At 62.5% G+C, this 22,164-nt stretch carries 19 protein-coding genes; 14 read left to right on the top strand and 5 right to left on the bottom strand.

Translation table 11 applies throughout. The annotated features are described in order from the left end of the window. Positions 1–106 precede the first annotated feature (106 nt). From BM346_RS03745 to murB, 9 genes are all read left to right on the top strand, one after another. Positions 107–2,476, top strand: a complete 2,370-nt coding sequence (locus tag BM346_RS03745; protein WP_092008952.1) for a DNA internalization-related competence protein ComEC/Rec2 — start codon at positions 107–109, stop codon at positions 2,474–2,476. 120 nt (positions 2,477–2,596) lie between these two features. Beyond that, positions 2,597–3,223 carry a MotA/TolQ/ExbB proton channel family protein gene (locus BM346_RS03740; protein ID WP_092008950.1) on the top strand — a complete coding sequence of 209 codons (627 nt, stop codon included), beginning with the start codon at positions 2,597–2,599 and terminating at the stop codon, positions 3,221–3,223. 5 nt (positions 3,224–3,228) lie between these two features. Beyond that, positions 3,229–3,651: an ExbD/TolR family protein gene (locus BM346_RS03735; protein WP_092008949.1), complete on the top strand. Its 423-nt coding sequence runs from the start codon at positions 3,229–3,231 to the stop codon at positions 3,649–3,651. A 39-nt stretch (positions 3,652–3,690) separates the two neighbouring features. After that, positions 3,691–5,436, top strand: coding sequence for a lipid A export permease/ATP-binding protein MsbA (gene msbA, locus BM346_RS03730; protein ID WP_092008947.1), 1,746 nt, complete (start codon positions 3,691–3,693; stop codon positions 5,434–5,436). Then, entirely contained in the window at positions 5,436–6,452 is a 1,017-nt protein-coding gene (gene lpxK, locus BM346_RS03725; protein ID WP_092008946.1) for a tetraacyldisaccharide 4'-kinase, read from the top strand. The genes msbA and lpxK overlap by 1 nt, the downstream gene beginning before the upstream one ends. Positions 6,453–6,480: 28 nt before the next feature. Next, on the top strand, positions 6,481–6,675 hold the full coding sequence (locus BM346_RS03720; protein ID WP_092008944.1) for a Trm112 family protein: 195 nt from the start codon (positions 6,481–6,483) through the stop codon (positions 6,673–6,675). A 5-nt stretch (positions 6,676–6,680) separates the two neighbouring features. Then, positions 6,681–7,445 carry a 3-deoxy-manno-octulosonate cytidylyltransferase gene (gene kdsB, locus BM346_RS03715; protein ID WP_092008943.1) on the top strand — a complete coding sequence of 255 codons (765 nt, stop codon included), beginning with the start codon at positions 6,681–6,683 and terminating at the stop codon, positions 7,443–7,445. A gap of 15 nt (positions 7,446–7,460) precedes the next feature. Next, a complete protein-coding gene (locus BM346_RS03710) occupies positions 7,461–7,943 on the top strand; it encodes a low molecular weight protein-tyrosine-phosphatase (RefSeq protein WP_092008938.1) in 483 nt (160 codons plus the stop codon). After that, on the top strand, positions 7,943–9,004 hold the full coding sequence (gene murB / locus BM346_RS03705; protein ID WP_092008936.1) for a UDP-N-acetylmuramate dehydrogenase: 1,062 nt from the start codon (positions 7,943–7,945) through the stop codon (positions 9,002–9,004). The genes BM346_RS03710 and murB overlap by 1 nt, the downstream gene beginning before the upstream one ends. Positions 9,005–9,059: 55 nt before the next feature. Here the strand turns inward: murB and BM346_RS03700 are convergent, their stop codons facing one another. Together BM346_RS03700 and BM346_RS03695 are read right to left on the bottom strand one after the other, a co-directional pair. Further along, positions 9,060–10,793, bottom strand: a complete 1,734-nt coding sequence (locus BM346_RS03700) for a proline--tRNA ligase (RefSeq protein ID WP_092008935.1) — start codon at positions 10,791–10,793, stop codon at positions 9,060–9,062. A gap of 93 nt (positions 10,794–10,886) precedes the next feature. Beyond that, positions 10,887–11,393 (bottom strand): Lrp/AsnC family transcriptional regulator, encoded by a 507-nt coding sequence (locus tag BM346_RS03695; RefSeq protein ID WP_092008934.1) that lies wholly within the window; start codon positions 11,391–11,393, stop codon positions 10,887–10,889. Positions 11,394–11,549: 156 nt separating this feature from the next. Between BM346_RS03695 and leuA the strand changes: the two genes are divergently transcribed. Next, positions 11,550–13,235 carry a 2-isopropylmalate synthase gene (gene leuA, locus BM346_RS03690; RefSeq protein WP_092008932.1) on the top strand — a complete coding sequence of 562 codons (1,686 nt, stop codon included), beginning with the start codon at positions 11,550–11,552 and terminating at the stop codon, positions 13,233–13,235. A 114-nt stretch (positions 13,236–13,349) separates the two neighbouring features. Here leuA and BM346_RS03685 read toward each other — a convergent pair whose 3' ends face one another. The 3 genes from BM346_RS03685 to xseA form a co-directional block, all read right to left on the bottom strand. Next, positions 13,350–13,559 carry a cold-shock protein gene (locus BM346_RS03685; protein ID WP_092008927.1) on the bottom strand — a complete coding sequence of 70 codons (210 nt, stop codon included), beginning with the start codon at positions 13,557–13,559 and terminating at the stop codon, positions 13,350–13,352. A 303-nt stretch (positions 13,560–13,862) separates the two neighbouring features. Next, positions 13,863–15,737, bottom strand: a complete 1,875-nt coding sequence (locus BM346_RS03680) for a propionyl-CoA synthetase (RefSeq protein ID WP_092008926.1) — start codon at positions 15,735–15,737, stop codon at positions 13,863–13,865. A 121-nt stretch (positions 15,738–15,858) separates the two neighbouring features. Continuing rightward, on the bottom strand, positions 15,859–17,229 hold the full coding sequence (xseA, locus tag BM346_RS03675; RefSeq protein ID WP_092008925.1) for an exodeoxyribonuclease VII large subunit: 1,371 nt from the start codon (positions 17,227–17,229) through the stop codon (positions 15,859–15,861). A gap of 262 nt (positions 17,230–17,491) precedes the next feature. Here xseA and guaB point away from each other — a divergent pair, with 262 nt between their 5' ends. Genes guaB through galE form a run of 4 tightly spaced genes read left to right on the top strand, consistent with a single transcriptional unit; the run spans position 17,492 to position 22,116 of the window. Further along, complete coding sequence (gene guaB / locus BM346_RS03670) at positions 17,492–18,955, top strand: IMP dehydrogenase (protein WP_092008924.1); 1,464 nt, start codon at positions 17,492–17,494, stop codon at positions 18,953–18,955. Positions 18,956–19,012: 57 nt separating this feature from the next. After that, positions 19,013–20,590 carry a glutamine-hydrolyzing GMP synthase gene (guaA, locus tag BM346_RS03665; RefSeq protein WP_092008923.1) on the top strand — a complete coding sequence of 526 codons (1,578 nt, stop codon included), beginning with the start codon at positions 19,013–19,015 and terminating at the stop codon, positions 20,588–20,590. A 16-nt stretch (positions 20,591–20,606) separates the two neighbouring features. Further along, entirely contained in the window at positions 20,607–21,101 is a 495-nt protein-coding gene (gene tadA, locus BM346_RS03660; protein WP_092008922.1) for a tRNA adenosine(34) deaminase TadA, read from the top strand. A gap of 25 nt (positions 21,102–21,126) precedes the next feature. Beyond that, the gene (gene galE, locus BM346_RS03655; protein ID WP_092008921.1) at positions 21,127–22,116 is read left to right on the top strand and encodes a UDP-glucose 4-epimerase GalE; all 990 of its coding nucleotides are present in this window, start codon (positions 21,127–21,129) and stop codon (positions 22,114–22,116) included. The last annotated feature ends 48 nt before the right edge of the window (positions 22,117–22,164 follow it).

Genomic DNA, 22,164 nt, shown 5'->3' with positions numbered 1-22,164 from the left:
ATTGGAACAACATCCGGGGGGCAACAGGAAAGCCCCTGGCCGGTCCTCCATCTGGTCACTATTCTGAATTACCGGGATGGAGTACTAACTACGGACGGTCTGATCAATGGGCGCATGGATTGCCGCCTTTTCTTGCGGCGTCATCATACTTTACTCCAGCCTTTTGGCGCCACCTCAGGCATTGTGGCTTGCCCTGGCGGGGATAGCACTTGGCCTGTCCGTGCGGCTGCGATGCCGGCACCGCTACGTTGCGGAGGACTGGCCGATTCTGGCGTGCTTTCTCGTGGGGCTGGCCTGGGCGGCGCTTCACGCCCAGTGGCGACTGTGGGACCAGCTTTCTCCGGGGCTGGAGGGAAGCCGCCTCAAAGTCACCGGCTATCTGTGCGATGCCCCGTCCCCCGGTGCCTGGGGGAGTGTCCGTTTCAGCCTGTGCCTCACCGGTGAGCTCGACGCCGGCCTCCCGCGCAGACTGCGTCTTTCCTGGTATGGCGACAAGGCGACGCTTGACCTGCCCACGCCGATGACGGCGGAGGTGATCCTGAAGCGCCCACACGGCGCGGTGAACCCCGGGGGCTTTCGTTATGAAACCTGGCTTTTCCGCAAGGGCTACGGGGCCACAGGCACGGTGCGCTCGGTCGTGCCGGCGGACGATACCCCCTGTGGCCTGGTCTGCCGCTACCACCGCTGGCGCCAGCAGCTTGTCGCCGCCAGCGGCGATGCCCTGGCCGGCATGAACCACAGGGGCCTGGCCCGGTCGCTGTTGCTGGGGTATCGCGGCGAACTCGGCCAGCAACATTGGGACGTGCTCAATGCCACGGGGACCATCCACCTGGTCGCCATTTCCGGGCTCCACCTCGGGCTGGTGGCTGGCCTGACGGCCCTGGTGCTGCGCTGGCTGGGCGCTCGCCTGCCGTCCCGTTCCGGCTCCGCCTCCAGGCTGCGCTACCTATTATGGGGGCTGACGGTAGTGGTTGCCCTCGGCTACGGGATGCTGGCCGGGTTTACGGTGCCGACCCGGCGCGCGCTGGTGATGGTGGTGATCGGTGGCTGGCTGTTGCTCCGGGGCAAGCTGACGAATGCCTGGCAGGGCTGGCTGGTGGCCCTCGGCCTGGTGCTGGCGGCGGATCCGCTGTCGCCCCTGGATCAGGGTTTCTGGCTGTCTTTCGCAGCCGTCGCGGTACTCGTTCTGGTGTTCAGTCGGCGCCAGGGTGCGGTGAGGCCCTTAAGGGCGCTCGTCCTGGCCCAGCTGGCGGTGTTTGCCGGACTGTGGCCCGTGTTGTCGCTGCTGGACCAGGCCGCTTCGCCAGTGGGCCTTATTGCCAATCTGCTGGCAATTCCCTGGCTCTCCCTTGTGGTGATGCCGACCCTGTTGCTCGGCGGAGGGATTCTGCTGGTGGGGCCAGGGTCAGTGGAGCCCTGGGTGGGGCTGGCGTTCGATCTTGTGCTGGCGCCACTGTGGTGGCTGTTGTCATTGCTGGCCACGGTGCAGGTTTCGGGTGGCCGCCAGCCCTTCCTGATTGCCCTTGCTATTGCGGTGGTATTGCTGACAGTACTCTGGTGGCCCGACCGGCGCCTGCGGGCGGCAGCGGCAGCGATGTTATCGGCTGGCCTGCTTGCCGGGTTCTCGGGCCTCCAGCCGGCGAACCACCGGCAGGACACGCCCCGGATCTGGGTGTGGGATGTGGGCCAGGGTCTGTCGGTACTGGTGCATCATCGCCACGAGACGCTGCTCTACGATACCGGTCCGGAGTCGGCCAGCGGCTACAATGCCGTCACCGAGGTACTGGTGCCATCACTGGAGCGGGTGGGTGTCGAGCGTCTGGATACCCTGGTTCTGAGCCACGGCGACCGGGATCACGCCGGAGGTCTGGGGCATCTGTTCCGGCATTATTCCCCTGCCCGGGTGATCTCTGGCGAACCCGGAAGGGTTCTGGCCGATGCCGGCCTCCCGTTTTCCGTCGCCCCCTGCCGCGGGCAGCCACCCCTGGAGATTGGTGATGTGCGGGTCCGTTTCTGGCAGGCGGCGCCGGAGCAGGCCCGGGACAGCAACGACCGCTCCTGCGTCGTTGTGATCGACCATGGTGGTGAGCAGGTCATCCTGCCAGGGGACATTTCCCGGCCTGTCGAAAGGGCTTTCCTGGAGGCCCGGCATCCGACCCGGGAAGGGCGGGTCAGGGGCCTGACCGTATTCGCGCCCCATCATGGCAGCAACACCTCCTCGGGCAAGGCCTGGGTGAGTGGACTCGCGCCGGATCGGGTGATTTTCACCGCCGGCTACCGCCATCGTTACGGCCACCCTCATCCGGATGTGGTGCAGCGCTATCATGAAGCAGGTGCGGAACTCTTCAACACGGCGACTACCGGCGCCCTGAGGCTGGACCTGGCCGAAGGAGATATCCGGATCACCCCATGGCGGGACCGGGCGCCCTTCTGGATTCGTCCCGCGGAGGCGCTGGATCCGATGCGGAGTGAGTAATTCTTCCCACTCCGGAACTTTCCTCCCGATTTTCTTCCCGCTCCGGTACTTAAGGGGTGTGGTGTGATTTCGTGGCTATGCTAAAGTAGCGCCGCTTGTAACAGATCAGGGAGACCAAGCGTGTTTGAGCTTCTGAAAGCTGGCGGCATTCTGATGGTGCCGATTGTGATTTGCTCCATCCTGGCGCTGGCCATCATTCTGGAGCGCTTCTGGACCCTCAGGCCGTCCCGGGTGGCGCCGCCGGGAATCATGGCGGAGCTGTGGCGCTGGATCAAGAGCAAGGATCTCAACGCTCGCAAGCTCAAGGCTCTGCAGGCCTCATCACCGACGGGCCGGGTTCTGGCAAGCGGTCTGATGAATGCCAAGCATGGCCGCGAGGTCATGAAGGAAAGCATCGAGCACGAAGCCAGCCAGGTCATTCACGAACTGGAACGGTTCCTCAATCCCCTCGGCACCATTGCCACCATTACCCCGTTGCTGGGTCTGCTGGGCACTGTCGTGGGTATGATCAAGGTGTTCGCGGAGATGGAGTTCACCGGCGCGGGTAACGCCCAGGCGCTCTCCGGAGGCATTGCCGAGGCGCTCATGACCACCGCCGCCGGCCTCAGTGTTGCCATTCCCGCATTGATCGCCCACCGCTATTTCATCCGTCGGGTAGACGCCCTGGTGGTGGATATGGAACAGGAAGCCATCCGGCTGGTGGAAGTGGTCCATGGCGACCGTGAAATCGACGTCGAGGGAGCCTGACGGCCGTGAAATTCAAGCGCCAGCGTAGCCAGGAAGTGGGGGTGGATCTGACCCCCCTCATCGATGTGGTGTTCCTGCTGCTGATCTTCTTCATGGTGTCCACCACCTTCACCCGGGAAAGCCATCTCAATATCCAGCTGCCCGAGGCCAGGGGAGAGGCCGCCGAGACGGAGGTCAGCGAGATTGACGTGGTGGTAAATGCCGATGGGCACTACATTGTCAATGACCGGTCGCTGGTCAACAATCAGCGCAAGACCCTGGAGCAGGCAATTCGCGAGGCTTCCGGCGGTGAAACCGGCGTGCCGTTCATCATTACCGCGGACGCGCGCACACCCCATGAATTTGTCGTCAGGGCCATGGACGTTGCCGGCGAGCTGGGCTTTACCCAGCTGAGCATCACCACCGAAAGGATGTCGGACGACCCATAGTGTTCAAGGGACTTCTGTTACCGACCACCTGGCAGGGCAATGAACCAAGCTGAAGCATCCAACTGGCAGACCTACGGGCGTCTGCTCAAGTACGCAAAACCGTTCTGGCTGGCCTTCTCCCTGGCGGTGGTGGGTAACGTCATCTATGCCGCCGCCTCAACGGGCATGGCTGCGGCCATGGAATTCGTCATCCAGGCCATCGAGAACCCCACCCCTGAGAATCGCATTCTGATTACCGGCATGATCGTGGGTGTCTTCGCCCTCCGGGGCCTGGGCACCTTCATGAGCGATTATTTCATCGCCTATGTCGGCCGGCACGTGGTTAACGCGCTACGTAATCAGGTCTTTCAGCGGATGATCGCGTTGCCCTCCCGCTATTTCGATAATAATGCCTCCGGCCGGCTGGTCTCCAAGCTCACCTTCAACGTCGAGCAGGTATCCGATGCCACCACCAAGGCGGTCACCATCATCCTGCGGGAAGGTCTGACCATCATCGGCCTGTTGGGCTTCATGATCTACACTAACTGGAAGCTGACCCTGGTGTTCGTGGCCATAGGGCCCCTTATCGGGGTGGTGGTCAATTACGCCAGCAAGCGCTTTCGCAAGATCAGTCGCCGCATCCAGAGCTCTATGGGTGACATCACCCACATTTCCTCGGAAGCCATCACCGGTTACCGGGTGGTACGCACCTTTGGCGGCGAAGCCTACGAAAAGAAGCGTTTTCACGACATGGCCGACCGGGTCATGAAACAGGGGCTGAAAATGGCCTCGACCCAGGCCATTGCCACCCCGGTTGTACAGGTGCTGGTGGCCATCGCCATTGCCGCCCTGGTGTGGGTCATGCTCTCCCCGGAAATCCGCGGCGGCATGACCACGGGTGAGCTGGTGGCGTTTATCACTGCGGCAACCACCATGGCCAAGCCCATTCGCCAGGTCACCTCGGTTCATGCCAAGATCCAGAAAGGTGTGGCTGCCGCTCACGACGTGTTCGGCACCATGGACGAGGAGCCGGAGCGTGACGACGGAACCTGGGCCCCGAAGCGGGTGGAGGGGGCCATAAACCTCGAGAACGTCTGTTTCCGGTACCAGCAGCAGGCGGATGATGTACTCCACAACATTAACCTGGACATCCCGGCGGGACAGAGTGTTGCCCTTGTGGGCCGCTCAGGCAGTGGCAAATCCACCCTGGTCAGTCTGCTGCCACGATTTTACGATTATCAGAGCGGAGAGATCCGCATTGATGATCACCCGGTGAATGACTTCCAGCTGGCGGCGTTGCGGGCCCAGATTGCCCTGGTGACCCAGAATGTGGTCCTGTTCAACGATACCATTGCCGCCAATATCGCCTACGGCGACCTGAGGGATAAGCCCCGGGAAGAGATCGAAGAGGCGGCCCGCAAGGCCCACGCCCTGGAGTTCATTGAGCGCATGCCGAACGGTCTGGACACCATGGTGGGGGATAACGGGGTGATGCTCTCCGGCGGCCAGCGCCAGCGGCTCGCCATTGCCCGGGCCCTGCTCAAGGACGCGCCCATTCTGATACTCGACGAGGCCACCTCCGCTCTGGATACCGAATCAGAGCGCTACATCCAGGAAGCACTGGAGGAGGTGATGAAGGGCCGGACCACGCTTGTGATCGCTCACCGCCTGTCCACCATCGAAAAGGCGGACCGAATCCTGGTCATGGAGTCGGGACGCATTGTGGAGGACGGCAGTCATCAGGAGCTACTGGCGGCCAGGGGCGCCTATTTTCAGCTTCATCAGATGCAGTTCAGCGAAGGCTGATGGCAGACCGGATTGAAACGCTCTGGTACCGGAAGGGTCGGCCGCTCTGGCCGTTGTTGCCCCTGGCATGGCTGTACCAGGCTGTCAGCCGGTACCGCCGCCGGCGCCTGCAGGCGGAAGCCGAGCCATTACCGCTGCCGGTGATCGTGGTGGGTAATATCACCGCCGGGGGCACCGGCAAGTCACCGCTGACCGCCTGGGTCGCAGGCCAGCTTAAGGCAGAGGGCTGGCGTCCGGTAATACTGTCCCGGGGATATGGCGCAAAGCGGCCTTCTGATCGTCCCCTGGTTGTTACGCCGGCGTCCGACCCCGCCGAGGTTGGCGACGAACCGGTGATGCTTGCTTCCCAGACCGCCTGCCCGGTGGTGGTCCATCCCCGGCGTCTGCAATCGGCCGAATACGCCATGGCCCTGGAGCTGGGCAATATTTTTCTGTGCGACGACGGCCTTCAGCACTACCACCTCGCCCGTGATCTGGAGCTGGTGGTCTTCGATGGCTCCCGGGGCATCGGCAACGGCGAGTCGATTCCGGTGGGCCCCCTGCGGGAAATGCCGTCCCGTGTCGCCGAGGCGGACTTCGTGGTGGTCAATGGCGAGCCGGGGCCAGGAGTGCCGGAGCACCCCCAACGCTTTACCATGCATCTCGAGCCGGTGGCGGTTCGCAACCTGGTTACCGGCGAAAGCCATTCCCCGGACTGGCTGGAAGGAAGGCACTGTCATGCCATCGCAGGCATTGGCAACCCCGGCCGCTTCTTCGCCGAATTGCGGGCCCGGGGAGCCGATGTGAAGCCCCGTTCCTTTCCCGACCACCATCACTATTCCCCGGCGGATATCGAGTCCGGCGACAGGCCGCTGTTGATGACCGCCAAGGACGCTGTCAAGATTCGTTCATTCGCCCACGGCAACTGCTGGGTTCTGGATGTGGAGGCACGACTTCCCGAAACCTTCAGGCCGGCTCTGCGCCACGCTCTGGCCCGGAAGATGAGGGCCAGGGGACTGACACCGGATATCCAATGATCAACCTGACAACCACAAGAGACACGACATGGACAAGAAGCTGATTGCCATGCTGGCCTGCCCGGTCTGCAAGGGGGACCTGAAACTGGACAAGGAACGCCAGGAACTGGTGTGCTACGGCGATGGCATGGCGTTCCCCATCCGTGAAGGTATTCCGGTAATGCTGGCTTCCGAGGCCCGGACGCTGGGTGCCGAGGAACGCGTGGACCGGACCCTGGGGTAGGCGGCATGTCCTTTACGGTTGTGATTCCCGCCCGGTTTGCCTCGTCACGATTGCCGGGCAAGCCCCTGGCCGACATCGGCGGCAAGCCGATGATACGTCACGTCTACGAACAGGCATGCCGCAGCCGGGCCGGCCGGGTTCTGGTGGCCACGGACGATGACCGGATACTCGAAGCCTGCAACAGCTTCGGGGCGGAGGCGGTGATGACCTCGCCGGGTCACGTCAGCGGTACCGATCGGCTGCAGGAAGTGGTCCGGATCCTCGGGCTGGAAGACAGCGCCCGGATCGTGAACGTCCAGGGCGACGAACCGCTGATTCCGCCCGCGTTGATCGACCAGGTCGCCGAGGCCCTGGACCGTTATCCCGATGCCGGTATTGCCACCCTCTGTGAACGCATCGAACGACCCGCCGACCTGTTCAATCCCAATGTGGTGAAAGTGGTGCGGGACGCCGAGGGCTACGCCCATTACTTCAGCCGGGCCCCGGTCCCCTGGTTCAGGGACCAGTGGCAGCCAGGTCAGGTGCCTTCGGCCCTCCCTGACGACTACATCGCCTGGCGCCACATCGGCATCTATGGTTATCGCGCCAGTCTGCTGAACCGGTTCGTCAGCTGGGAACCGGCACCAACCGAAACCATCGAGAGCCTCGAGCAGCTGCGTGCCCTCTATCAGGGTGTCCGCATTCATGTCAGTGAGGCCGCACAAACGCCGCCTGCCGGTGTTGATACCGCCGCCGACCTGGAGCGGGTCAGGCAGCAGCTCGCCCGCTAACCCAGGGAGATAGCAATGAACCAACCGATCCGTGTGCTTTTCGTCTGCCTTGGCAATATCTGCCGGTCTCCCACCGCCGAGGGTGTCTTTCGTGAGCGCCTGCGCCACCATGACCTGGAGGAACAGGTTGAGGTCGATTCCTGTGGCACCGGCCACTGGCATGTGGGGAAAGCGCCGGACGAACGGGCCCGCAGGGCCGCCGCTGAAAGGGGTGTCGATATCGGCCACCTTCGGGCCCGGCAATTTGAGCCGGAGGATCTTGATTCCTTCCACTATGTGCTGGCAATGGACCGTCAGAACCTGGCGGATATCCGGGATATCTGGCTGCAGCAGGGTGGTACCGAGCCCAGGCTTTTTCTGGATTTTCTTCCTGACCGGCGCGAGCAGGAGGTACCGGACCCTTATTACGGTGGCGACGACGGTTTTGCCCATGTCCTTGACCTGATCACCGAAGCCAGTGATGGTCTGCTGGCGGATATCCGGGCGCGCCTGGCGTGATGGGGCCGGGGGAGCTGCAGGAAGAGGCCGACCTCAAGGGCCTGAGTACCATGGCGACTCCCGCCCGGGCCCGCTATCTGGTCAGGGCGACCAGTGCCCGTCAGGCGACGGATGCCCTGGCCTGGGCTGAGGCGCAGGGGCTGCCGGTGCAGGTGGTTGGTGGCGGCAGCAATCTGGTGTTCTGTGACGATTTTCCAGGGCTGGTTCTGCACATGGACCTGCGCGGCCGGCATTGGGAATCAGTGGTGGAGGATTCGGCGGTTCTGGCTCTGGCGGCCGGGGAGAACTGGCACCGGGCGGTGCTTTACGCCGCCGGCGCCGGTTACCGGGGCATCGAGAACCTGGCCCTGATTCCCGGCACCGCCGGGGCGGCCCCGGTCCAGAACATTGGCGCCTATGGTGTGGAGCTGGCGGACACCCTGGTCAGTCTCGATGCCTGGGATCGCGTCGAACACAAGTGGCTGACCCTGACTAACGGCGATTGCCGCTTCGGCTACCGTGACAGTCTGTTCAAGCAGGAGCCCGAGCGTTACCTGATTCTCGGGATCCGCCTCGCCCTGAGCCGCACGCGGCCCTACCGGCTTGGCTATGGTGAGCTGGCTCAGTGGTTTGCCGATGCCCGGCCAGACTCTCCCATGGCGGTGGCCGAAGCCGTGATGACGGTGCGCAGGCGGAAATTGCCGGACCCGGGGGATTTGCCCAATGCCGGCAGTTTCTTCAAGAATCCGGTGGTGTCGGAGGCCCGGTGGCAGCAGCTCGAGGCTGATTGGCCGGGTATCGTGGGCTATCCTGCGGAAAACGGCATCAAGCTGGCGGCCGGCTGGCTGATTGACCAGTGCGGCTGGAAAGGCTACCGGAACCACCACGTCGGTGTTCACCACCATCAGGCCCTGGTGCTGGTGAACCATTCGGCAGGAACGGGCGCCGATGTGCTCAGGCTCGCCGAGAGGATCCGGAAAGACGTTCTGGCCCGTTATGGGGTGGTTCTTGAAATGGAGCCGGGAGTGGTACCGGCCCAGGCAGGCCTTCCCCCGCTCCCGGCACAAAGCACCGGGCCGTGACGCGGTAATCGCCCCTCACGGACCGATGCTCTCTAGCGGACTAACGGGATCTTACTTAAAGCCCCTTGCGGGGTGACGCTTTGAGGAGGAACGGCAGGATATTCTCTACCGCCACGTCCTGCTTGTCGGCATCCCGGCGACCCTTGTATTCCAGGGTGCCCGCGGCCAGGCCGCGATCCGACACCACCACCCGGTGGGGCACTCCCACCAGTTCCAGATCGGCGAATTTGACGCCCGGACGCTCGTTGCGGTCGTCCAGAAGGACATCATACCCGGCCTGATGCAGCTGCTCGTAGAGCTTCTCGCCGGCTTCCTGTACCGCCGGTGACTTGTGGGCGTTGAGGGTTACAATCGCCACTTCAAACGGCGAAATCGCCTCCGGCCAGATGATGCCACGGTCGTCATGGTTCTGCTCGATGGCGGCGGCCACGATCCGGGATACGCCGATGCCATAGCAACCCATCTCCAGGATGGTGCTCTTGCCGTTTTCGTCCAGAACCGTCGCCCCCATGGCAGTGCTGTACTTGTTCCCGAGCTTGAAAATATGACCGACTTCGATACCGCGGCGGATCTCCAGGGTGCCCTGGCCATCCGGGCTCGGGTCGCCTTCCACCACATTGCGCAGGTCTTCAACGCGACCGGCTTCCACGTCCCGGCCCCAGTTAACGCCGGTGAGATGATAGCCCTCGCGGTTGGCACCGCAGACAAAGTCCGCCAGGTGGGCGGCAGCCCGGTCGACAATCACCGGTAATGGCAGGTTCACCGGACCGATGGAGCCGGGTGCGCAGCCGGTTGCCTCCCGGATCTCGTCGTCCGTGGCCATGGTCAGGGGTTCCGCGACGCCCGCCAGGTTCTCGGCCTTGATCTCGTTGAGGGTGTGATCTCCGCGCAGAATAAGCGCCACCAGGCCGGCGGCTTCGCCCTCGTCGTTTTCCGCTTTTACCAGCAGGGTCTTGACGGTTCGGTCGGCGGGAATCTTGAGGAACCCGGAGACCTCGTCAATGGTTGTCTGGCCCGGTGTCGCCACTTCCTCCATCCTTTCCCCCGGCTGCGGACGTTCGCCGGCGGGTGCCAGTGCCTCGGCCTTTTCAATGTTGGCGGCATAGTCACTGGCGGTGCTGAAGGCGATCTCATCCTCGCCGGAGGAGGCCAGCACGTGGAATTCGTGGGATGCGTTGCCACCGATCGATCCGGAATCCGCCACCACCGGCCGGTAGTCGAGGCCCAGACGATCAAAAATGGCGCAGTAGGTGCGATGCATCTGGTCGTAGGTCTCATCCAGGGAGGCGCTGTCCGCGTGGAACGAATAGGCGTCCTTCATCAGGAATTCCCGGGCCCGCATGACCCCGAACCGGGGCCGGCGCTCGTCACGGAACTTGGTCTGGATCTGGTAGAAGTTGGCGGGGAGCTCCTTGTAGCTCTTGAGTTCGTTACGGATCAGGTCGGTGATCACCTCCTCATGGGTCGGACCGAAGCAGAAGTCCCGGCCATGGCGATCGCTCAGGCGCAGAAGCTCGCCGCCGTATTGCTCCCAGCGGCCTGATTCCTGCCACAGCTCCGCTGGCTGGACCGCCGGCATCAGCAGCTCCTGGGCACCGCTGCGGTCCATCTCTTCCCGCACGATACGCTCCACCTTGCGAAGGACCCGCAGACCCAGCGGCAACCAGGTATAAAGACCGGAGGCGAGTTTGCGGATCATGCCGGCACGCAGCATCAGCTGGTGGCTGACGATTTCGGCGTCGGAGGGATTTTCCTTGAGGGTGGCAATCAGGTAGCGGCTTGCTCGCATTATCGGTTCCGTAACAAAGAAAAGGGAGTGGGTTGTCGTTCTAAGTCTTATTGTACGTGGCTTGACGCAGAAATGAACCGGTCCGGCGGGTCCTTATCCGCCACTCTCCAGATATTTGAGGGGCAGGGCGGTGGTGTCGATCACCCGGCGCAGTACAAAGCTGGAATGCACGCCACTGACACCGGGAATGCGGGTGATCTGGTTCAGCAGGAACTGGTGGTAATGGTCCATGTCCGGTACCACCACCTTCAGCATATAGTCGGCGTCCTGGCCGGTGATCAGGTAGCACTCCTGGATTTCCGGGTACTGGGCCACCTGCCGCTGGAACTCCTCGAATCGTTCGGGGGTGTGACGGTCCATGCCGATAAGGATAATGGCCGTAAGTGCCAGGCCCAGCTTCTTGTGATCCAGCACCGTGACCCGCTCCATGATAATGCCCGCTTCCTCAAGGGCGCGCACCCGGCGCAGGCAGGGCGACGGCGACAACCCGACCTCTTCGGCCAGCTGTTGGTTATTCAGGGCCCCGTTGCGTTGCAGTGCGTCGAGGATCCGCCTGTCGGTACGGTCAAGTTTGTGCAGCTCGCTGCCCGCTGATGGCATAATATGTCTCTGATCGGAGGTTTTATGGAAGAAATATTGCTCACATTCTGGCGGGGACGGCAAAAAAAGCAAACATATTCTTCGTTTCCTGCGTTACCATGGTGATTATTCGTAACACTCAGCTGTTTCAGAGATTCAGAGATAAGGAAACCGACCATGGCTTTCGACCACAGCAAATACATCCCTTTCCAGCCGGTGCGCAAAACCGACCGTCGCTGGCCGGATCAAGTCATCCAGGAGGCCCCCACCTGGTGTGCCGTTGATCTTCGGGATGGCAACCAGGCACTGGTAAAGCCCATGACCGTCGCCCAGAAACAGCGTCTGTTTGATCTGTTGGTGAAAGTGGGATTCAAGGAGATCGAGATCGGCTTCCCGGCAGCCAGCCAGCCGGATTTCGATTTCTGCCGCAAGTTGATCGAAGAAGACCGGATTCCCGATGACGTGCGCATCCAGGTGCTGACCCAGGCCCGTCCGGAACTGATCGAGCGCACTTATAAGGCCCTCGAGGGCTCGAAGCGCGCCATAGTCCATGTCTACAATTCCACCTCCACTGTCCAGCGCCAGCAGGTGTTCGGAATGGACCGTGAAGGGGTGAAACAGATTGCCGTCAATGGCGCCAGGCTGGTGAAGGAGATTGCCACCCGTTACCCCGATACCGACTGGACCTTCCAGTACTCCCCGGAGAGTTTCACCGGCACCGAGCTGGACTACGCCGCCGAGGTTGTCGATGCGGTAACCGAGGTCTGGCGTCCGGATCTGGGCCAGAAGGTCATCATCAACCTGCCCGCGACCGTGGAAATGGCCACTCCCAATGTGTTCGCGGACCAGATTGAATGGATCTGCGACAACATCCGCCGGCGCGAACACCTGAGCATCAGCGTGCATACCCATAACGACCGGGGCTGTGGCGTGGCCGCCGCCGAACTGGCGGTAATGGCCGGCGCCGACCGGGTCGAGGGCACTCTCATGGGGAATGGCGAACGCACCGGCAACATGGACCTGGTGACCATGGCCATGAACCTCTACAGCCAGGGGATCGACCCCACCCTGGACCTGTCCAATATGGCGGAGATCACCGACGTGGTGGAGGCCTGCACTGAAATCGCGACCCATCCCCGCCACCCTTACGCCGGCGAGCTGGTATTCACCGCCTTCTCCGGCAGCCACCAGGACGCCATCCGCAAGTGCCTGGCCTATCGCAGCGAGGGCGACCCGTGGAACGTTGCCTACCTGCCCATCGATCCCCATGACCTGGGGCGTCGCTACGAGGAGGTGGTCCGCATCAACAGTCAGTCCGGCAAGGGGGGCGTGGCCCACGTACTGGAGCGTGACTACAACATCAGCCTGCCGCGCTGGTTGCAGATCGAGTTCAGTCAGTGTGTCCAGAAAGAGGCGGAGACCAATGGCGGAGAGATCGATTCCCTCACCATTCACCGGCTGTTCGAGCAGCGTTACCTGGATGTCCACGAGGAATGGCGCCTGTCCACCTATGACCTGCACCGGGACGAGGAAGGGGTAAACGCCACCGTGAAATTCGGCAGCCAGGGCATCGAACTGAAAGGACATGGGCTGGGTGCAGTGGAGGCGGTCGTGGCCGCCCTGGAGCAAACCTATGGCGTCAGCGTGGCGGTGGAGGCCTACGACGAGTTCGCCCTGGGTGAAGGTACCAGTGCCAATGCCATGGCCTGCATCCGCATTGTCGCGGATGGCGAGATACGCAGTGCTGCCGCGCTGGCGGAAGACACGACATCGGCCACGCTTCAGGCACTTTTGTCGGCGGTGGGAAATCACCTGGGCTCAAGCCGGACCATGGCAAGTGGTCATGAGGCCGTGACCGCCTGATCCGATGGCCCCGGGGCTGGCCAGAATGCCTGCCCCAGAACGCAGTAAAGCCGGCATTTGCCGGCTTTACTGGTTTCCAAGGCCCGTGAGGGGCATTGGCCGGAACCCATAACCTTACATCGGGGTTACGTTTTCCGCCTGGGGGCCTTTCGGTCCCTGGGTAACGGTGAACTGTACCTGCTGACCTTCGGTCAGGGTCCGGAACCCGCTTGAGTTGATTGCACTGTAGTGAACGAAAACGTCGCTACCACCGTCCTGGGCAATAAAGCCAAAACCCTTGGACTCATTGAACCACTTTACGTGGCCGGTTTTTGTGTCAGACATTGATCTTTCCTGTGTTTCTGAACGTTGCGCCCTCACGGGACCTTTTTTCTTACCTGCATCGGGGTAACCCAAAAAGCAGACGGAGCGCTGGGGCAGGGCAGTTGTACGTAGGGAAGGAGTATCCAAAAGCCTGGAATGCAGACTGCTGTAACGCTTTCACTCAATACCGCTGTCTTTACCACAGCAAATTCAGTATAGACCGACTTGCGGGGGCGTCAAAGATTTTTTGATGGCTCAGATCGCCCCTGGTTTTCTCTTTTAAATCAGATGTTTTCATGAAAATGAAACACTGCCCAGCAGCGGTTAACGGTGGAACCGCTGTTGAATTTCGTCGAGGATCGACGGGTCGTCAATGGTGGATGGCACCGCCCATTCGTCGCCATCGGCGATCTGCCGGATCACCCGCCGGAGGATCTTGCCAGACCGGGTCTTGGGCAACCGCTCCACCACCATGGCCCGACGGAAACAGGCAATCGCGCCGATCTTCTCCCGGACCATATCGATCAGTTCCTCTTCCAGCTCGTCCGGATCAATGGTGGCGCCATCCTTCAGCAGCACCAGCCCAACGGGAATCTGCCCCTTCAGTTCATCGTTAGCGCCTACTACGCAGCATTCGGCCACCGCAGGATGGGATGCAACCACTTCCTCCATTTCACCCGTGGACAGACGGTGGCCCGCCACATTGATGACGTCATCGGTTCGTCCCATGATGAAGACGTAACCGTCCTCGTCGATAAAGCCGCCGTCACCGGAACTATAGAAGCCCGGAATGGGGTTGAGATAGGTCTTGCGGAAGCGCTGGTCATCGCCCCAGACCGTGGTCAGGCAGCCGGGAGGCAGAGGCAGTTTCACCGCGACCTGTCCCTGCATGCCGGCGGGCATGGGTTGCCCCTGCGGGTCCACCACCTGAACATTGAAACCGGGGGAGGGCATGGTTGCCGAACCGGGTTTGGTGGGGAACTCCTCGATGCCAACGGGGTTGCAGCAGATCGCCCAGCCGGTTTCGGTCTGCCACCAGTGGTCCAGTACCGGCAGGCCGGTGTGCTCCCTGAGCCATTCATAGGTTGCCGGATCAAGCCGTTCGCCCGCCAGGAACAGGCGCTTGAGCGAGCTGACGTCGTACGTCGCCAGCAGGTCCGCCTCGGGATCCTCTTTGCGCACCGCCCGGAAGGCGGTGGGCGCGGTGAACAGGTAGTCGACCCCATGGTCCTGGACCACTCGCCAGAACGCGCCGGCGTCGGGGGTCTTTACCGGCTTGCCTTCGTACAGGATGGTGGTGCACCCCATGAACAGGGGGCCATAGACGATGTAGCTGTGCCCAACCACCCAGCCCACGTCGGATGCCGCCCAAAACACATTCCCCGGCCGGGCACCATAGACCAGCTCCATGCTGTACCTCAGGGCTACCGCGTGGCCGCCGTTATCACGGACCACTCCCTTGGGTTTTCCGGTTGTGCCGGAGGTGTACAGGATATACAGGGGATCGGTGGCCGCCACCGGAACCGGGTCCACCGCGCGGGCGGAGGCCATCTGGGTTTCCCAGTCCAGGTCGCGGCCCGGCTGGAGCTCGGCCGTTACCTCCTCACGCTGGAACACGATGCAGCGCTCGGGCTTGTGTTCGGCTTCCTCGATGGCCCTGTCCACCAGGGGCTTGTAGGGAATGACCTTGCTCACTTCGATGCCGCAGGAGGCGGTCACGATGACGCGGGGCGTGGCGTCGGTAATCCGTACCGCCAGTTCATGGGCGGCAAAGCCGCCGAATACCACGGAGTGCACGGCGCCAAGGCGGGCGCAGGCCAGCATCGCGAAAACGGCCTGGGGAATCATCGGCATGTAGATGATGACCCGGTCGCCGGGCGCCACGCCCTGCTCCCGGAGAACACCGGCGAACCGGGCCACCTGGTCGGTCAGTTCACGATAAGTGTAGCTCTGGCGGGTATCGGTAACCGGTGAGTCGTAGATCAGGGCGGTCTGGTCACCACGGCCGGCGCGGATGTTGGCGTCCAGAGCAACGTCGCAGGTGTTGATCAGGCCGTCAGGAAACCACTGGCCGTGCCCGTTGTCGGTGGCTTTCCAGATTTCCTCGGGGGGCCGGATCCAGTCAATGGCATTGGCCTTGTCGCGCCAGAAAGCTTCCGGCTGGTCAATGGAACGACGGAATTCCGTTTGGTAGTCCATGGGTCCACCTCTGTCCTTTGGCTGTCGGGATTGTTGTTATTGAGTGTCTCCCGACTTTAAGGAATCCTGCGGCCAGCGGAAGTAGACCAAAGGATGAGGCCGGTCTGAAATTTGCCCTGGATCAATCCTTCCCCGTCGGTTCGGCACGGATGGCGATGACTTCCGCATCCACCCGGCCCCGGGCCAGGCGGGCTGAGATCCGGTCTCCCGGGGCCAGCGAGCCGGCCTCCCGGACTACCGTCTGGCTATCGCTGGAGACGATGGCGTAGCCACGCCCCAGGGTCGCCAGGGGGCTGACAGCATGGAGGGTGCGGGCGGCGGACTGTAGCCGCTCGCCCCGTCGCTCAAGTTGCCGGTTCAGGGTCAGGTTGAGCCTTTCACGAAGCTGCTCAATATGGGCAAACCGCTCGCTGATATGGCGGGACGGACGATGGGCCAGTAGCCGTTGTTCAAGGTGGCCGGTCCGGGTCCGGCGTCCGTTCAGTTGCTGGCTCATGGCCTGGCGGAAGCGCAATTCCGTTTCGTCCAGCCGTTGGGCTTTTTCCTGGAGGTCACGGCGGGGGTCCCGCAGGCGCGCAGCGATATGGGACAGCCGGTTTTCCAGCTGGCGAAGATGACGACCTGCCGCTGCGGCGAGGCGAAGCCTTGTGTCTTCCAGCCGGCTGAGCCATGCAGCCTGATCCGGCGAGACCTTCTCAGCCGCGGCGGAGGGCGTGGGTGCCCTCAGGTCGGCCACAAAATCGGCGATGGTCACGTCCACCTCGTGGCCCACCGCGCTGACGGTGGCGATGGGGCAGGCGGCAATGGCCCTGGCCACTGCTTCTTCGTTGAAACACCAGAGATCCTCGAGGGATCCGCCGCCCCGGCCGATAATCAGCACATCCGCGCGATTGTGCCGCACCGCTCTGGCAATGGCGTCGACAATGCCGGTGGTGGCGGCCTGGCCCTGTACGGCCGTGGGATACACTGTGACCGGAATGCCGGGGCAGCGCCGGCCAAGTACCGTGAGAATGTCGTGAATCGCTGCCCCGGTAGGGGATGTCACCACCCCTATGTGACGGGGCATGCCCGGAATCGGTTTCTTCCGCTCCACCGCGAACAGGCCTTCGGCCTGAAGCCTTGCCTTCAGCGCCTCGAAGGCTTGCTGCAGGGCGCCGAGGCCGGCCGGCTCCAGGTGCTCGACAATGATCTGGAAGTCGCCCCGGTTCTCGTAGAGGGTGACCTTTCCGCGAATACGGACCTGATCGCCTTCCTTGGGAATGTCCCTGAGGCGCTGGTTGACGCCCCGGAACATGGCGCAGCGGACCTGGCAGCGGTCATCCTTCAGGGAGAAGTACCAGTGGCCGGAGGAGGGCCGCGACAGGCCCGAGAGTTCCCCTTCAACCCAGGCCTGCATGAAACTGGTTTCCAGCAGATGGCGGGCCTGGCGGTTCAGTTCAGAAACCGTCAGTGCGCCGGGGCGTATGGGAGCGGAGTCGCCGGTAAAGCTCATCAGTTGATCCGTCGCCTTGATGGGGAAGTGGTTGGGTAAGACGACCATCTTATCAGAAGCTTCCCCCTCCCCATACGGGTTTACCGAGAAGGCCGGCGACAAAACCGGCGATAATTCATGGAGATGCACCCGGAGCGGGGCACAGCGCGGTTTACTGTGTCCGCGCCGACACTTATAATAGATCGATTAAGGTAACCGGTTCTGGAAGGCGCTTCCAGCCTCCTGCCGGTCCCCATACAGCATGTCCAGAAGGCGGGTCCCAATGTTGCGAATAGCCGAAGAAGCCCTCACGTTTGACGACGTTCTCCTGATGCCGGGATACTCCGAAGTGCTGCCCAAGCACGTCGACCTGAAAACCCGGCTGACCCGGAACATCAACCTGAATGTTCCGCTGGTCTCTGCCGCCATGGATACCGTCACCGAGTCGGAGCTGGCCATCGCCATGGCCCAGGAAGGCGGAATCGGCATCATGCACAAGAACATGAACGTCGAACAACAGGCGGCCGCCGTCCGCAAGGTCAAGAAGTTCGAGAGCGGCGTGGTGAAGGATCCCATCACCGTGACGCCGGATACCACCGTGCGCCAGCTGGTGGATATCACCATGGCCAATAACATCTCCGGCCTGCCAGTGGTGGATGGCCGGGACCTGGTCGGCATTGTGACCGGCCGCGATATCCGCTTCGAAAGCCGGCTCGACACCAGGGTCGCCGATATCATGACCCCCAAGGACAAGCTGGTTACAGTCCGCGAGGGCGCCGACCTGGAAGAGGTAAAAGAGCTCCTGCACCGCCATCGTATCGAGAAAGTGCTGGTGGTGAACGATGAGTTCGAACTCCGGGGCCTTATCACCGTAAAGGATATCCAGAAGGCCAAGGATTATCCGCTGGCCTGCAAGGACGATCAGGGTCGCCTGCGTGTGGGTGCCGCCGTCGGTACCGGCGGTGACACCGAGGCTCGCGTCCTGGCCCTGGTTGAGGCCGGTGTCGACGTGATCGTGGTGGATACCGCCCACGGTCATTCCTCCGGCGTTATCGAGCGGGTGCGCTGGATCAAGAAGAACTATCCCCAGGTGGACGTCATTGGCGGCAACATTGCCACCGCCGAGGCTGCCAGGGCTCTGGCCGATGCCGGTGCGGACGCGGTCAAGGTGGGCATCGGCCCGGGCTCCATCTGCACCACCCGCATTGTCGCCGGCGTGGGCGTTCCCCAGATCAGTGCCGTGTCCAATGTGGCGGAAGCCCTGAAAGGAACCGGAGTTCCGCTGATTGCCGACGGCGGCGTCCGGTTTTCCGGTGACATCGCCAAGGCCATCGCGGCGGGCGCCTACTGTGTCATGATCGGCAGCCTGCTGGCCGGAACTGACGAATCCCCGGGCGAAGTGGAACTGTTCCAGGGCCGTAGCTACAAGGCCTACCGGGGCATGGGTTCCATCGGCGCCATGGGCCAGGGTTCCAGCGACCGCTATTTCCAGGATGCCAGCGAAGGTGTCGAGAAGCTGGTCCCGGAAGGCATCGAGGGACGCGTTGCCTGCAAGGGTCCTATGCGCAACATCGTGCACCAGTTGATGGGCGGCCTCAGGGCTTCCATGGGGTATACCGGCAGCCTGGATATCGAAACCATGCGCACCATGCCCCAGTTCGTACGCATCACCAACGCCGGCATGAGAGAGAGCCACGTTCACGACGTGACGATCACCAAGGAAGCCCCGAACTACCGGATCGGTTAAGACAGCCCTGTTTACGGCCCTTTCAAGGGCCGTTTCTGCTTTTACATTGAGGAATCCATGTCCGACAACATCCACGACCACCGTATTCTGATCCTTGACTTCGGTTCCCAGTACACCCAGCTCATTGCACGGCGGGTTCGGGAAATCGGCGTTTACTGTGAGATCAAGCCGTTTGATCTTACCGCCGAAGAGATCGAAGCGTTCCGGCCCAAGGGCATTGTCCTGGCGGGTGGTCCGGAGTCCGTGACCCAGCTGGGTGGCCCCCGCGCTCCGGAAGGGTTGTTTGATCGTGGCATCCCCGTCCTCGGAATCTGCTATGGCATGCAGACCATGGCGGAGCAGCTCGGTGGCCGGGTTGCCAGTTCCGAGAAGCGCGAATTCGGTTACGCCCAGGTGAAGGTCCGGGCGGAAGGGCCCCTGCTGAAAGACATCAAGGACCATCTTGGCACCCAGGGCGAGTCACTGCTGGATGTGTGGATGAGCCACGGTGACAAAGTGGTGGCCATGCCTGAGGGCTTCGAGCTGCTGGCGGCCTCCGAGAGCGCGCCCATTGCCGCCATGCAGGACGTCAGTCGCCACCTGTACGGCGTCCAGTTCCATCCGGAAGTCACCCACACGCTGCAGGGCCAGCGGATCCTGGAGCATTTCGTCCGGGATATCTGCCGCTGCGAGGCCCTGTGGACCCCGGCACGGATCGTTGAGGATGCCGTCCGCCAGATCCAGGAGCAGGTGGGTGACGGGAAAGTGCTGCTGGGTCTCTCCGGCGGTGTGGATTCCTCCGTGACCGCGGCGCTCCTGCATCGTGCCATTGGCGACCAGCTTACCTGCGTGTTCGTGGACAACGGTCTGCTCCGGCTTCATGAGGGCGACCAGGTCATGGACATGTTCTCCCGCAACATGGGCGTTAAGGTCATCCGTGCCGATGCCGAGGATCTTTTCCTGGGGCGCCTGCAAGGGGTCTCTGATCCGGAGCAGAAGCGCAAGATCATCGGCAACACCTTCATCGAGGTGTTTGACGAGCATGCCACCCGGATCACCGATGTGAACTGGCTGGCCCAGGGCACGATCTACCCTGACGTTATCGAGTCCGCTGCGTCCAAGACCGGCAAGGCCCACGTGATCAAGTCCCACCACAATGTCGGCGGTCTGCCGGAAACCATGAAAATGAAACTGGTGGAGCCCCTGCGGGAGCTGTTCAAGGACGAAGTCCGCCGTATCGGGCTGGAGCTGGGGCTGCCCTACGACATGGTCTACCGCCATCCCTTCCCGGGCCCGGGCCTCGGGGTCCGTATCCTTGGGGAAGTGAAGAAGGAGTACGCAGAAATCCTGCGCCGTGCCGATGCCATCTTCCTGGAGGAGCTTCACCGGGCGGAGCTGTACCACAAGACCAGCCAGGCCTTTGCCGTGTTCCTGCCGGTGAAATCCGTGGGTGTGGTGGGCGACGCCCGTCGCTACGAGTACGTCGTTGCGCTGCGGGCGGTGGAGACCATCGACTTCATGACGGCCCGCTGGGCACGGCTGCCCTACGAGGTGCTGGAAACGGTCTCAAACCGTATCATCAATGAAATCAGTGGAATATCCCGGGTAACCTACGATATTTCCTCCAAGCCGCCCGCCACCATCGAGTGGGAGTAGGGCCGAACGGTCGCCCATGGAGACCCCGGACGACATCTTCTGGATGAATCGGGCCCTCTCGCTTGCGTCCCACGCGGCCAGCCTGGGGGAGGTTCCCGTGGGAGCGGTGGTGGTCCATCACGGCCGTGAAATCGGGGCCGGCTACAATGCGCCCATTTCCGGATGCGACCCCACTGCCCATGCAGAGATCCGCGCACTGCGGGACGCTGCCGCCCGCACGGGCAACTACCGCTTGTCCGGGGCCACGCTTTACGTAACACTCGAACCCTGTACCATGTGCATCGGGGCGCTGGTGCACAGCCGGATTTCCCGCCTGGTGTATGGCGCCACCGAGCCCAAGGCCGGTGCCGTGGAGTCGGTCCGGGCGACACTTGCGGAGCCCCACTTCAACTGGCGGGTTGATGCCACCGGCGGTGTCATGGCCCATGAGTGCGGGCAGGCGCTCACTGAATTTTTCACGGCTCGCCGGGAACAGCTCCGGCGCGCCCGTAAGCAACCAAGGCCTGAGTGATTCAGGGACGAAACGGAAATACGGCATGAAAGTACTGGTAACCGGCGGAGCTGGCTATATCGGGAGTCATGTGGTGCGCCAGCTGGGCGCGGCCGGTCATGACATTGTGGTGTTCGACAATCTGTCCACCGGTTATCCCTGGGCGGTGACCGCCGGCGAACTGGTGGTGGGCGATCTGGCGGACGAGGCGGCCATCGAGGCCCTGTTCTCCAGCCATCGGTTTGAAGCGGTGCTCCACTTTGCCGCCAACATCGTGGTGCCCGAGTCCGTTGCCAACCCCCTCAAATACTACGGCAACAATACCCGCAATACCCTCAATCTGCTCAAGGCAGTGGATCGCCACCAGGTGCCCTACATGGTGTTCTCCTCCACTGCGGCGGTGTATGGCATGCCGGAGCAGACTGTGCTCACGGAAGACCTGCCGCTGGCGCCGATCAACCCTTACGGCGCCTCCAAGATGATGAGCGAACGGATGATCATGGACCTGGCGGCGGCGTCATCCCTGAACTACGTGATCCTGCGATATTTCAATGTCGCCGGCGCCAATCCGGACGGGTTGCTGGGGCAGGCCACGCCCGAAGCCACCCATCTGATCAAGGTGGCCTGTGAGTGCGTGACCGGCGCACGTGAGGGAATGAGCATCTTCGGGACCGACTACGACACCCGGGACGGCACCTGTATCCGCGATTACATCCACGTTGAGGATCTCGCCAAGGCCCATGTCATGGCCCTTGACTACATGGTGCGTGGAGGGGAGTCGAAAGTCATGAACTGCGGCTACGGTCGTGGCTTTACCGTGCGGGAAGTGATCGATGTGGTCAAGGCCCGCTCCGGCGTCGATTTCCCGGTCCGGGAAACCGACCGTCGCGCCGGGGACCCCGCCGCCCTGATGGCGGACAACCGTCTGATCACCGAAACCCTGGACTGGACTCCCGACCACGATGATCTGGGTGTCATCGTCCAGACCGCTCTGGACTGGGAGCATAAGTGGCAGAAGCTCAGGAAAAAGCAGTAACGGCGGTAACTTGCAATACATTTTGAAGGTAAATTCCAACTCGATTCC

It is taken from the genome of Marinobacter daqiaonensis (assembly GCF_900115285.1).
GTDB classification, from domain to species: Bacteria; Pseudomonadota; Gammaproteobacteria; order Pseudomonadales; family Oleiphilaceae; genus Marinobacter; species Marinobacter daqiaonensis.
The sequence above is the reverse complement of the archived record's forward strand: the minus strand, read 5'-3'. Positions and strand labels throughout refer to the sequence as shown.